This window comes from Vibrio owensii CAIM 1854 = LMG 25443 (assembly GCF_000817815.1).
GTDB classification, from domain to species: Bacteria; Pseudomonadota; Gammaproteobacteria; order Enterobacterales; family Vibrionaceae; genus Vibrio; species Vibrio owensii.
Genome location: NZ_JPRD01000073.1, coordinates 39,772 through 52,477, shown reverse-complemented (window position 1 = coordinate 52,477; position 12,706 = coordinate 39,772). Strand labels below are relative to the sequence as shown.

Here is a 12,706-nt window from a genome sequence, read left to right as displayed (position 1 = left end):
GCAATTTGCTCCGATTTTTGGTATTTGGCGACTTATTTTGCTTTAATTAACGCAAATTCAATTTACTCAAAATAACTCAATGAATTTACGTTTAATTTTCACACTGTGTATCGCCACTCTGTTTGCAGGTTGTGCGACCTATGCGGGTCTACACTACGATAAACTGTTTGGCCCTGAAGAAGTGCGCGAGCGTACTGTTGCTCTTGAGACGCCCCAAGCGGACTTCTTTCAATATGAAGTAAAACCTATCGTCGATAATCGATGTGTGGTTTGTCACGCCTGCTACGATGCCCCTTGTCAGTTAAAACTCTCTTCCGTAGAAGGCATTGACCGTGGTGCAAGCAAAGCTTTGGTTTACGAAGGCACACGCTTGACTGCAGCAACCCCAACTCGCTTATTTGAAGACGCGCAAACTACGCAAGAATGGCGTGATGCTGGCTTCCATCCTGTGCTCAACGAGCGTGAGCAGAGCATGGCGGCTAATATGGATGCAGGTTTGATTGCTCGTATGCTTCAACAAAAGGAACGTCATCCACTCCCTGATCAAGTTCAATTAGAAGGCTTCGATTTTTCCATCGACCGTGAACAAACGTGTCCGACGATTGAAGAGTACGAAAAATACGAACAAGACAACCCGACATGGGGGATGCCTTTCGGAATGCCAAATCTAACGGCGATAGAATATCAAACGCTCATGCTTTGGCTGGAAAATGGCGGCATCATGAATGCGCATATCCCGCTTACCGAGCAACAAAAAGCTGAGGTTCAGAAATACGAGACGCTGCTGAACAAGAGTTCTCGCAAAAACCAACTCGCCGCTCGTTATATTTACGAACACCTTTTCTTATCGCACCTGTTCTTTTCTGAACTGGATGGTGAACAACCACGATTCTTCACTCTCGTTCGCTCTTCGACGCCACCGGGAGAGCCAGTAAAACGCATCACAACGCGTCGTCCTTATGATGATCCGGGTGTTGAGCGCGTGTACTACCGCATCATTCCTGAGCAAGGCACTATTGTCGATAAGACGCACATGCCGTTTGCGCTGAACAAACAACGTATCGAGAACTGGAAAAAATGGTTCATTGATGCCGATTACGAAGTGGCGAAATTACCAAGCTACGAGCCTGAAATCGCTGCAAACCCAATGACTGCGTTCATCGATTTGCCGGTGAAGTCGCGCTTCAAGTTCATGTTGGACAACGCTCAGAACACCATCATGGCTTACATCAAAGGCCCGGTATGTCGTGGTCAGCTGGCATTAAACGTAATCAATGATCGCTTCTGGGTGTTCTTCCTAGACCCAGACAAGGCCGACATTCCTGAAGTCAACGAGTTCTATCGCTCACAAGCAGCGAACCTAAAACTTCCCGGCGAGCTTGAGAGCAATACAGTTCCAGTTACCAACTGGGTGAAATACTCGCGTCAACAAGCACGCTACCTAGAAGCCAAATCTGATTTCATCAACAAGTGGTTTAAGAACGGTGAGCACCTATCGACCGACGTTATTTGGGACGGCAACGGTACAAATCCAAATGCAGCTCTTACGGTCTTCCGTCACTTTGACAGCGCGTCAGTAGTGCAAGGTTTGGTCGGCGAACAACCGAAAACGGCTTGGGTTTTGGACTACGCTCTGCTTGAACGTATCCACTACCTACTTGTTGCCGGCTTCGATGTATACGGTAACTTTGGCCACCAGCTGATTACCCGAATGTTCATGGACTTCTTACGCCTTGAAGGGGAAAGTAATTTTATTGCCCTACTTCCTGCTGATATGCGCCACCAAGAACATTCAAGTTGGTATCAGGACCAACCGCGTCAACTAAGCGACTTCTTACAACGCAACGTTGCACCATTTAGCCAACCGACCAGTGTTGTGTATCACACCGACGATCCTAAATCGGAGCTATTGGATACTCTGCGCAAGCAAGTATCACCTGTCTTGTTGCCACGATACGACATCATTGATACCGCGCTTACCGTAGAGAATGAGCAACAGTTGGCGAGCATAAACCAAGTTCGTGGTGAAGGGCTAAAAACGGTACCGCAAATCACAATGCTGATGGTGCGCAGCAAATCCGGTGAAGATGAGCTTTTCACTCTTATTCATAACAACGCTCACATCAACATTTCTAGCCTGTTTGATGAAGAGAGCAATCGAGACTTCGCGAACGATGACATGACCATTGTTCGAGGCGTGGTTGGCAGCTATCCAGCGGCGTTTTTCTCTATCGAAGAAGATCAAGTAAAAGAATTTGTCGATCAATTTAGCACCCTTCAATCCGAGGATGATTACGTTAAGTTACTGGATAATTTTGCTATTCGCCGAAGCTCTGAAAAGTTCTGGCCATTTAGCGATCGTATCCACGATTGGTATCGTACAAAACAACCGATCGAATTTGGTTTACTTGACTATAATCGTTTTGAGAATCGATGATGATTTAAGGGGGTTCTCATGAGTATCCGAGACAACATCGCCGCTCTCGAGCAACAGATATACGTTGCCTGCTCAGAGGGGGATTACGACACGGTCAACATGCTTGAGCACCAACTCGAATACTTGCGTGGCAGAATGGAACATCCGTTCGAAGATGATCCTTATGCTCTAGACACTCGGTTCGAGTGGGAAGATGATCTGACCGAATAGAAAAAAACCTCCGGCGCAAACCGGAGGTTTTTGTATATAAGTGGAGCTGAAAGTAAACGAGTGACGTTATTCAGCCATTAACTCATCCAGCGCAATCACTGAATCACTCACCTGCCCTTTCAAGTCCGATCGAAGCATTGTGTAAGCCTCTAATGACTCTGATGCAATCTCGATGCTTTGGCACGTGTTCATTAGAGCCGTCAAACCTAAACTGCCTGCACTGCCTTTTAGTTTATGAGCGAGATCTTTTACTGCGCGGCTTTCACCGTTTTGTGCAGAACTTTCCATTTGGCTCAAAACATCAGCGCTGGTTTGTCGGAACAGGTCGATGATGTGAAGCATTTTCTCTTTGCCCAAAATCTTCATGTCTGACTGAATCACATTAGGGTTGATGATAACCATCGCTGGCTCCTCTGCTGTTAGGTCTGTTGTGACGGACACAGTGTCGTTGTCACTTGTTGTAATTATCTCATCCTGAGCAAGGCACTCCCCACTTTGGGGAAGCAGTAATTGTTTGCCATCCAACATATCTTGGATGAGTGCAGAAAGCGCTTCTTTTTCCATCGGCTTAGGCAGATATCCGTCAAAGCCCGCCGCCAAATAGCTTTCCACTTCTTCAGCGAATACATGGGCAGAAACCGCGACCATTGGCGTTGGATTGAGTGCTTTATCCGAAGGCTTATTGCGCTCGATACGTTTGAGGCGGTGGATTAAATCAGCACCATTGCAATCTGGCAAGTTGATATCGACCAATGCAATGTCGAAATCATGCTTGTCAATGATCTGCTCCGCCTCTAACCCATTTTCTGCCAAAATAACTTCGTGTCCCATGCTCTCCAAGAAGCCTTCCGCTACCACACGGTTCACGGGGTTATCTTCCACAACAAGGACCTTCGCTCGAATCTTACAACGTGCACTCGCAATCGATACGGTTTCTACCGGTTCGCTTTCCTCTAAAGGAATGGAGAACCAGAAACGGCTGCCGTGTCCCTCGTCTGAGTCTACTTCCAAGCAACCACCCATCGCTTGGATAATGCGTCGACTGATCGCTAAACCTAATCCGGTTCCGCCAGTTTGATTCATGCCGCCTTCAGCCTGAGTGAAGGCATCAAACAACGTCTTTTGATCTTTCTTGGCAATGCCGATACCCGTATCAGAAACTTCAAATAGCACCTGAGTTTCATCTTCTGGATTCAAGCTAACATAGATGTCGATTTCACCCTGCTCGGTAAACTTAATCGCGTTACCAACGAGATTGTTCAACACCTGATTGATGCGAATGACATCACCTTTCCAATAGCGGCCTACATCGCTTTCAATGTGGTAAGAGAACAGCAGTTTTTTCTCTTGTGCTTTGCCGTTCATCAATTGGAACGTATCTTCAACCATCTGGTGTAAATCAAAGCCTAAGCTACGGATTTCCAAATGTCCCGCTTCGATTTTCGAGTAATCCAACACATCGTTCAAAATCGCCAGAAGCGTTTTACCACTGCGGTTGATGATTTCAGCGTAACGTTTTTGAATCGGGTTCAAACCAGAATCAATCAATAGACGTGCCGTACCAAGAACACCATTCATTGGGGTACGAATTTCATGGCTCATGGTGGCCAAGAACGCCGATTTCGCACGGCTTGCTTGTTCCGCTTGCTTGCGTGCTTTTGCGTGGTTCAGCACTTCTTCGTTCAATCGTCGGTTCGCTTGTTTCAACTGAGAAGTGCGCTGTTCGATCAGCTCTTCTAAGTGTTCTTTGTGCTCTTCCAACTCACGTTTCGCTTGCGCTTCACCTTCTGCCACCACTTTTAATGCTTGTGCGGTATTTCTCGCCGTGATGATCGCCTGCCCCATGTGTGCCAGCTCATCTTTGCCCTTCACTTCCAGCTCTACTGCGAGGTTACCCTGCGCAACCGAAAGCAATGCGGAAGAGTATTCACCCAGACGTTTGATGACCGAAACATAAACCACGCGCCAAAGGATGAGTACAACGATAATCAAACCGATGATGGAAATCACCGTCAGTGACCACTGTGCAAACTTGAGCGTACTGGTAAGCTTTTCAACGGCAATTCTGGTTGTCTTGTTAGAGTCGTCCACCAGCTTGTTTACTGTCCCGTTTAGCTCTGAAAAGAGCTCCAGAGTTTTCTGCATTAATTGCTGAGATTGCTCGTTGTTCTCATACTGCTGAAGCAAAATAGTAAACACCACCTGACGCTTGCCAAGCTCGGTAAGCAATTGGCTCATTTGCTCTGAACGCGTCGGATCTTCTACCGCAAGCACGCGGCGCTTCATGATTTTCAGGTTGTCTTCAAAGGCAGTTTGAATTTGTTGGATGCGGTCAACGTTGGTGAGCGTGCGCGCTTCTTCAATTTGGTTAAGCATTTTGAACGCAAGCAAGTGCAGTTCATGAAGTCGTTCTGTCAGGTCTAGATCGACTTCAACAAGAGCATCCAAAGCTTGGAATGCTTGCGCTTTCTTATTAGCGTCAAGAAGGTCATAAATGTGCGTTACGTTCGCGACCGCAATCGTGCTGGTGTTTTGCACTTGGGTACGAGTCAACTGCTCTAGCTCTTCACTCAGCAAACGCATTTCTTCTACGCGCGTGTCGATCTCTTTCGTCAGCCAAAGCTTGCGTTCGACTGTAACGCCTAGCTCTGCTAAGTTATCAATGACGTTCTGTACATTGTTTTCCAATGCTTCAAGCAGCTTCGAATCAAACGACTCACTGCCAAGCTCTTTAATATGCGTAAGTAACGATTCGAGCTGTTCAAAAAGAACGCGCCCAGCTTCTTTACGTTCTTGCTCATTCTGAGCATTAGAGAGCATTTGTACCGACGAAATAATTCGTGTACTGAGCTCAGAAACTTGTCGAGCTTCTAGCATTGCCGGAATGGCACTGTCCACGACGTTCCTTTCTGTTTTTGCTACCAGAGAAAACCCTGATACACCGATTAATGCTGATATCATCACCAGCATTGCCATCGCAATGAAAGACAACAGCAGTTTTCGACCGATGCTTGCAGTAGCTAGCAACATATTTTCCTGACCTTAATGTTCGTGTTCGGCGACATATTACGTTATATTTTGCAGTGTTTACTTAATCTATGCCAACGAACTTCATTTCATGGTTATAAATCAGCGTTCATTTCGCACAATTTTCAAGCATTCTACACTCGCATTGTCACTTTTCGCTTCAGTGCCTACTTTTGCGGCTGAAAAAATCTGTGCCATATACCCTCATTTAAAGGATTCATACTGGTTGTCAGTAAACTATGGAATGGTTTCCGAAGCGGAAAAACTCGGTGTTGACCTTCGTGTTCTCGAAGCGGGCGGCTACCCGAACAAAACGCGTCAGGAACAACAACTCGCCCTGTGTACCCAATGGGGCGCAGATGCAATCATTCTTGGCACCGTTGATCCGCAAGCCTACGAACACAATCTCCAAAGTTGGGTCGGTAAGACGCCTGTTTTTGCCACCGTCAATCAACTTGACCTCGACGAAGAACAATCAAAGTTACTCAAAGGCGTTGTCGGTGTTGACTGGTACTGGATGGGCTATGAAGCGGGTAAATACCTTGCAGAGAAGCACCCGAAAGGATCAGGAAAAACCAATATCGCTTTATTGCTTGGCCCAAGAACCCGTGGTGGAACAAAGCCTGTCACAACTGGTTTTTATGAAGCCATTAAAGACAGCGACATCCGTATCGTCGATTCGTATTGGGCAGATAACGACAAAGAGCTTCAGCGTAACCTTGTGCAACGTGTCATTGATATGGGCAACATTGATTATATTGTTGGCAGCGCAGTAGCGATTGAGGCTGCCATCAGCGAGTTGCGCAGTGCAGAAAAGACCGAGGAGATTGGTTTGGTTTCTGTGTACTTAAGTCATGGTGTTTATCGTGGCTTGTTGCGCCACAAAGTTTTATTCGCACCAACAGACAAAATGGTCGAACAAGGTCGCCTTTCTGTCATGCAGGCAGTCCACTACTTGCGTCATCAACCGTATGAAAAACACGCGTCTCCGACCATCAAAGCGCTGACGCCAAAGACGCTTCATGACGACACAATTGAAGATTCGTTATCTCCGTCAGAATATAGGCCTACATTCAGCGTTAAGGCTGTTGATTGATGGGCAAAAAACGTGTTTTATTGGATGCAGCGAATTTAAAATCATAAAAACGGAAATAACTTGATGCAAAAAACAACTCGTACCATGCCAGCGCACAAACATGTGGCATTGGTTGCCCACGACAACTGCAAACCTGAATTGCTTCGTTGGGTAAAAGAGAACAAAGAGAAGCTGCAAAGCCACTTCTTATACGCGACCGGCACAACGGGTCACATGCTGAGCAAAGAAACTGGCCTTGCAATCAAGAGCATGATCAGTGGCCCAATGGGTGGCGACCAACAACTTGGCGCTTTGATTTCTGAAGGCAACATTGACGTGCTTGTGTTCTTCTGGGATCCACTGAATGCCGTTCCTCATGACCCTGATGTAAAAGCCCTACTACGTATTGCAAGCGTATGGAATATTCCTGTGGCAACGAACCGTGCGACCGCTAAATTCCTGTTCAACTCTCCGCTGATCGATCAAGAAGTGGATATTGAAGTACCAGACTACGAAGCATATCTTGCTGAGCGTACGTAACTCCGATTAACGGCGCTTCCAAATACAACAAAGGCGATACTCAGTATCGCCTTTGTTTTACCCGAGTAATGGGAAGGTATTACCTTGAAGTAACAATCGGATAGTCGCCATTCACCAGTTCTTGTACAAAAGCAGAACCTGCACCTGTGTGGGTGATCCAAACCTTCTCTTTCGCACGAGTCAACGCAACATAGAACAAACGACGCTCTTCTGCATAAGGGTATTTGTCTTTCGACTCACTCAATGCCCCATCGATATGTGCTTGCTTCTTCTTCGCTGGGAATTGACCTTCATCCACCGACAGAATAATCACAAAGTCCGCTTCTCTGCCCTTACTTGCATGACACGTCATAAAGCGAATCTCAAGGTTCGGGAAACGCTTCAACCAATCGTCATATAGATCGGGTTTGTGATAATGGTTTCGCCCTAACAGCAGCACCGACTTAGTTTTCTTCGCTTGTTGGTTCAGTTGGTCAAGGATCTTCTCAACTTGGTTGCTTGGTGCAGTATGCACACTCTTCTGTTTACGCTGCTTGTGGCTGTTAAGCGTCTTCGGCAACTGAGATGGGTTCTCTTGGACAAAGGTATTCGCCACATCACCAATTTGGTTGTTGAAGCGATACGTCGTGTCTAAGTGATGCACAGTTGAATGTGTAAAACGTTCTTGGAAACCAGTCGTCAAATCCACATCTGCACCTGCGAACTGATAAATCGCCTGCCAGTCATCACCTACAGCAAACAGAGTCGCGCCAGTTTGCTTCTCGGTTGATGCACATAACGCTTCAATCAACGCTAAGCGGTCTGGTGAGATGTCTTGGTATTCGTCGACCATGATGAAACGCCAAGGTGAAATGAATTTACCTTTCGTCACGTAATCTGTCGCACGGCTGATCATGGTTGGAAAATCAACCTGATTGGTTTCTTTAAGCATCTTTTGCCACGCACTAAAACATGGCCAACAAAGTGCTAACTCACTGTTCAAACGCGTGTAATCTTGGTGATTCACAAGCTTTTCTTGAACTTGTTTCTTAGTTAAGCCAACGGCAGCCAACTGCGAAAGTTGGTTATCGAGCCAAGCAATCAGTTTCGGGTTTTCTGAGTGGCTACCAAGCTCATCATCGCCTTTCAAGTAGGCAATTGGCCATTTATCTAAATGCTTTTGCCAACGCTTAAAGTTGGTTGGCGTCATCCAATGCTTCTTGAGCCAATCAATGCACCATGCAGAACGTTGGTTGTCGTCCAAAGCAAGCGGGCTAATTTCAACAGGTTGAGGCTCAACTTGATTAAGGATACGTAAGCCAAGTTGGTGGAAAGTATTCACTCGCACGTTTTCTGCCGCAAGCCCCACTTTATCGACCAATCGCTCTTTCATTTCTTTTGCGGCATCACGACCAAATGCCAACATCAATAACTCTTCTGCCTGCGCTTGGTGGCTCTGAAGTAAATACGCCACACGAGCGGTCAGCACACTGGTTTTACCGGAACCCGCTCCTGCAAGAACAAGGTTATGATCATCATTGAGCAGCACTGCATGCTGCTGAGAAAGGTTAAGCGGTGAAGACTCAATACGGCTAAACAGAACTTCCCAGTTCGGACGTTCATTCTCGAGCCACTCATGGTTACGTTCACTCAAGGTCTGAGAGGTCTCAGACAACCATGGCTCAATCTCTGCCATTCGCTTAGGCATACGCATTTTCGCTTCTACCAAGCTGGTTTTGATTTCAACAAGTTCACCGTTAAGTTGGTCGACCCAATTTTGCACTCTCGAGTGCGAGAGATAAGCTGGAAGATGCTTGAGTTGATACAACTCGTCTTCCCACTTAGGGAGGTATTCAGCAAGCTTTCGGCACTGAGTATTGTGCCAGTCTTGATATTGACGAACCGCTTCAACCGCAAATTTACGACATTGTGGCCAAGGCAAACCTTGCACTAACCAGCTTTGTTGCTTGCCATCTTGTTCATGAGCGAAAAACTGCAGAGAGCTCCAGAGCAAACCGCGTTTAACGCCAACTTTGCCATTCCAGATCGTAAATGGAATGTGCTCTTCACTGCCGACTGAACTTAATAAAACACTGTTTTCTTTTATTTCGACTTGGTAATACTCATTTTGAATAAAAAACTGTGCTTTATTGGTGGCAGTAAGCTGCATGAAAGGTGCGCCTTTTGATAGAGAAGTTCTCGTTTTATATCATTTTAGTCAGTTAAATTGTAGCGATGGATGAAGCACAAATCGCCTTCTGTCGGTATTCTTAATTAAAATTCACATTACTGTTGAATTTGTGAACAGCGGTTCGTTCATGATTCTCTCTCAACAAGTTAAGTCAATGACAATTCTGTTGATTTCCTGAGCAAGTGACGTTTTTTATTAAATTAGGTCATAAACACGCTATAGTGAGTTTGTTAAAATTCTCCTGTTTTCCACCGGCAACGAAAGGCGCATCGTGCAAGCTGCTTTAAAACTTCGCCTATATTGGGCAAACAAAACCATTAACTACAGCATTCTAATTCTTATCACCCTTTTAGGCGTGGTGATTCCTGCTTGGTATTTTAAGCAACATACCTTGATTACTCCTCTTATCTTGGGTGTGATTGCTGCCGCTTTGGCTGAGAGCGACGACAGTTTTACGGGCAGGATAAAAGCGCTCATCCTTACCTTTATCTGTTTCGCCGTCGCCGCTTTCTCAATTGAGATTTTATTTGATACGCCGTGGGCTTTTGCCATTGGCCTGTTTGTCTCAACGTTCGGCTTTATTATGCTTGGCGCTATTGGGCCTAAATACGCCAGCATCGCGTTTGGCTCTTTATTGATTGCCATCTACACCATGCTTGGCGCTCATGAAAGCACTAACATTTGGTTCCAACCATTGCTGCTGTTGACTGGTGCAGCGTGGTACTACTTTATGTCGATGATTTGGCAGATGTTCTGGCCACTTCAACCTGTTCAACAAAGCTTAGCAACGGTGTTCTTACAAATCGCCAACTACCTTGATGCCAAAGCGAAGCTGTTCCACCCTGTTACAAACTTAACTCCGCAGCCTATGCGCATCGAGGCGGCAAAGCTAAATGCTGCAACCGTTAATGCACTGAATGCTTGTAAAGCAACGCTGTTAAGCCGTTCTAAGCGCGGTCATATCGATGGTCCAAGCGACCGTTTCCTTAATATTTACTTTATTGCGCAAGACATTCACGAGCGTGTGAGTTCAAGCCACTATCGCTACCAAGATTTGGCGACCGAGTTTGAGCGCTCAGACGTTCTGTTCCGCTTTAAGTACTTACTGGAATCTCAAGCGCAAGCTTGTCGCGATATTGCTCATGCGATTCGATTAGGTAACGAGTACACTCACACAGACCAATCGATTCTTGCATTGGCAGAGCTACAAAACTCGCTGGGCTACTTGGAAGAACAAGAGCAAAGTCATTGGAAACGCTTATTGGCTCAGCTTACTTACCTGTTCAATAACCTAGCGACGGTAGAAAAACAACTCAGCAATATTAATAACCCAGACGCAGAGCGGCTCGAAGAAGATGTGCTGGATGATACGAATCCACATACGCTTAAAGCCATGTGGCAACGCATCTCAGCGAATTTACATAAAGACTCGATGCTGTTCCGCCACGCACTGCGCATGTCGATTGCACTGACAGCCGGTTACGGAATTATCCAAGCGTTCGACATTGACCGTGGTTACTGGATTCTGCTTACTACGCTATTTGTTTGCCAACCTAACTACAGCGCAACACGACAAAAACTTACCGCCCGCGTTATCGGGACACTCGCAGGTTTGTTGATTGGAGTGCCCCTGCTGACCTTCTTCCTTTCTCAAGAGAGCCAGTTAGTCTTCATTGTCATCTCTGGGGTGATGTTCTTTGCGTTTCGCATCAACAATTACGGTTATGCGACCGGCTTTATTACCCTACTCGTGTTGTTCTTGTTCAACCAATTAGGCGAAGGCTACGCCGTGGTGCTGCCTCGACTTGCTGATACCTTGATTGGCTGTGTATTGGCGGTTGGTGCCGTTCTAGTCATTCTGCCGGACTGGCAGTCGAAGCGCCTGCATAAAGTGATGTCCGACGCGATAGATGCCAATAAGCAATACCTGAGTCAGATCATCGGCCAGTATCGAATAGGTAAGAAAGATAACCTAAGCTATCGAATCGCTCGTCGTCAGGCACACAACACTGATGCCAACCTGTCTTCCGCGATCAGCACCATGCTAGCGGAGCCGGGGAAATATCGAACGGCAGTGGATGAATGTTTCCGTTTCTTAACGTTGAATCATGCAATGTTGAGTTATATCTCAGCATTAGGCGCGCATCGTACTCGGATTGACGATGAATCCATCCACCAACTTGTTCTTGATGCTCATCGATGTATTCACCAGCATTTGGATGTATTACATCAACAATTGCATCACAACAGCGAAGAGTGTGATTTGTCGTCGATCGACGATACCAATTTGGAACAACGCCTGAATCAATGGTGTGATGAAGATGATCATTCTGCTCGAATGGTACTTCAGCAATTGCACCTCATCTACCGCATGTTGCCTGAGCTACACTCTCTTGCCTCTAAGTTTGCCGTTCGTGTGAACTAAACAAGCCTCTTGAACCAACGAGGCATATTAAAGGGGTAGACTATGATTCTCCCCCTTTATGATTACCGCCTTGATTCATAGGAAAAGTCTTACAAGTTACTTGGAGCTTACTGACATTACTCGGACAAAAAAACACCATTCAAAAACTAACCTAAGAATATTAGAACATTCTTTAATTGTGACCATGGAGGTCGCTGAGGTGGGTGGATGAAGGAGAAGCCCAAGAAATGTGAGGAGATCGAAATGACCACTCAACAGTTTAATGAACTGAGACAAAAGATTAACGAGCTGACAGCGAGCCAATTAAAGTCGCTTCATCGTGACATTAGTCAATCGCTTAACAAAAAAGGAAAGCCTGCTTCTTTCTAACGAAGAGCGCGATATGCTTTCAAAACTGTTTGCATAATCAAACCGTTCGAATAAAGAACTTGCACGAAATTGCAACACTTCCTATGCTAACAAAAGCATAACAGGTGATAGAGTTAACATGCCAGTGTCAGGAATACAGTCCGGATATAATATGATTCAGCTGTCGCAGAAGATGGCTGAAGGTGCTGCGCATGAAATTCAACAAGACTTTGTGAAAGAAAACGATTTAGCGTTTAACAAAGTTGACCTCGTCAAAGACAACGAGCTTAATTTTAATAAAGTCTCCTCTGAATTGCCTTCAAACCCAATCGAACCGCTCGTTAACTTAACTCAAGCTGCAAGCTATAACCGAATCGGTGCATCAGTTGTTGATAAGAACAATGAAGTGATCGGCAGCCTACTCGACATTCACGTTTAAACATCGCTTCAAATATCAATCAGCACACTGCTTTT

The 12,706-nt window shown here is 45.8% G+C and carries 9 protein-coding genes; 7 read left to right on the top strand and 2 right to left on the bottom strand.

Features of this window, described 5'->3' with window-relative positions; translation table 11 throughout:
- Window positions 1–79: 79 nt before the first annotated feature.
- A complete protein-coding gene (locus tag H735_RS27970) occupies window positions 80–2,437 on the top strand; it encodes a fatty acid cis/trans isomerase (RefSeq protein ID WP_020196651.1) in 2,358 nt (785 codons plus the stop codon).
- Window positions 2,438–2,455: 18 nt separating this feature from the next.
- Window positions 2,456–2,647 carry a hypothetical protein gene (locus H735_RS27965; protein WP_005447215.1) on the top strand — a complete coding sequence of 64 codons (192 nt, stop codon included), beginning with the start codon at window positions 2,456–2,458 and terminating at the stop codon, window positions 2,645–2,647.
- A 66-nt stretch (window positions 2,648–2,713) separates the two neighbouring features.
- Here the strand turns inward: H735_RS27965 and torS are convergent, their stop codons facing one another.
- Window positions 2,714–5,677, bottom strand: a complete 2,964-nt coding sequence (gene torS / locus H735_RS27960) for a TMAO reductase system sensor histidine kinase/response regulator TorS (RefSeq protein ID WP_020196652.1) — start codon at window positions 5,675–5,677, stop codon at window positions 2,714–2,716.
- A gap of 43 nt (window positions 5,678–5,720) precedes the next feature.
- On the opposite strand from torS, the gene torT reads away from it, so the two are divergent.
- Window positions 5,721–6,770 (top strand): TMAO reductase system periplasmic protein TorT, encoded by a 1,050-nt coding sequence (gene torT, locus H735_RS27955; RefSeq protein ID WP_080637388.1) that lies wholly within the window; start codon window positions 5,721–5,723, stop codon window positions 6,768–6,770.
- A 63-nt stretch (window positions 6,771–6,833) separates the two neighbouring features.
- Window positions 6,834–7,289 carry a methylglyoxal synthase gene (locus H735_RS27950; protein ID WP_005437764.1) on the top strand — a complete coding sequence of 152 codons (456 nt, stop codon included), beginning with the start codon at window positions 6,834–6,836 and terminating at the stop codon, window positions 7,287–7,289.
- Window positions 7,290–7,368: 79 nt separating this feature from the next.
- On the opposite strand, the gene helD is transcribed toward H735_RS27950, so the two are convergent.
- The gene (gene helD, locus H735_RS27945; RefSeq protein WP_020196655.1) at window positions 7,369–9,438 is read right to left on the bottom strand and encodes a DNA helicase IV; all 2,070 of its coding nucleotides are present in this window, start codon (window positions 9,436–9,438) and stop codon (window positions 7,369–7,371) included.
- Window positions 9,439–9,730: 292 nt separating this feature from the next.
- Here helD and yccS point away from each other — a divergent pair, with 292 nt between their 5' ends.
- From yccS to H735_RS27930, 3 genes are all read left to right on the top strand, one after another.
- Window positions 9,731–11,884 carry a YccS family putative transporter gene (gene yccS, locus H735_RS27940; protein WP_020196656.1) on the top strand — a complete coding sequence of 718 codons (2,154 nt, stop codon included), beginning with the start codon at window positions 9,731–9,733 and terminating at the stop codon, window positions 11,882–11,884.
- Window positions 11,885–12,127: 243 nt separating this feature from the next.
- Complete coding sequence (locus H735_RS31945; protein WP_265100896.1) at window positions 12,128–12,253, top strand: hypothetical protein; 126 nt, start codon at window positions 12,128–12,130, stop codon at window positions 12,251–12,253.
- A gap of 151 nt (window positions 12,254–12,404) precedes the next feature.
- Window positions 12,405–12,671, top strand: a complete 267-nt coding sequence (locus H735_RS27930; RefSeq protein WP_005437768.1) for a hypothetical protein — start codon at window positions 12,405–12,407, stop codon at window positions 12,669–12,671.
- Window positions 12,672–12,706 lie beyond the last annotated feature (35 nt).

Excerpts from the sequence above, each read along its gene's own strand:
- H735_RS27970 (WP_020196651.1), top strand. The coding sequence starts at position 80 with ATGAATTTACGTTTAATTTTCACACTGTGTATCGCCACTCTGTTTGCA.
- H735_RS27965 (WP_005447215.1), top strand. The coding sequence starts at position 2,456 with ATGAGTATCCGAGACAACATCGCCGCTCTCGAGCAACAGATATACGTT.
- torS (WP_020196652.1), bottom strand. The coding sequence starts at position 5,677 with ATGTTGCTAGCTACTGCAAGCATCGGTCGAAAACTGCTGTTGTCTTTC.
- H735_RS27950 (WP_005437764.1), top strand. The coding sequence starts at position 6,834 with ATGCAAAAAACAACTCGTACCATGCCAGCGCACAAACATGTGGCATTG.
- helD (WP_020196655.1), bottom strand. The coding sequence starts at position 9,438 with ATGCAGCTTACTGCCACCAATAAAGCACAGTTTTTTATTCAAAATGAG.
- H735_RS31945 (WP_265100896.1), top strand. The coding sequence starts at position 12,128 with ATGACCACTCAACAGTTTAATGAACTGAGACAAAAGATTAACGAGCTG.
- H735_RS27930 (WP_005437768.1), top strand. The coding sequence starts at position 12,405 with ATGATTCAGCTGTCGCAGAAGATGGCTGAAGGTGCTGCGCATGAAATT.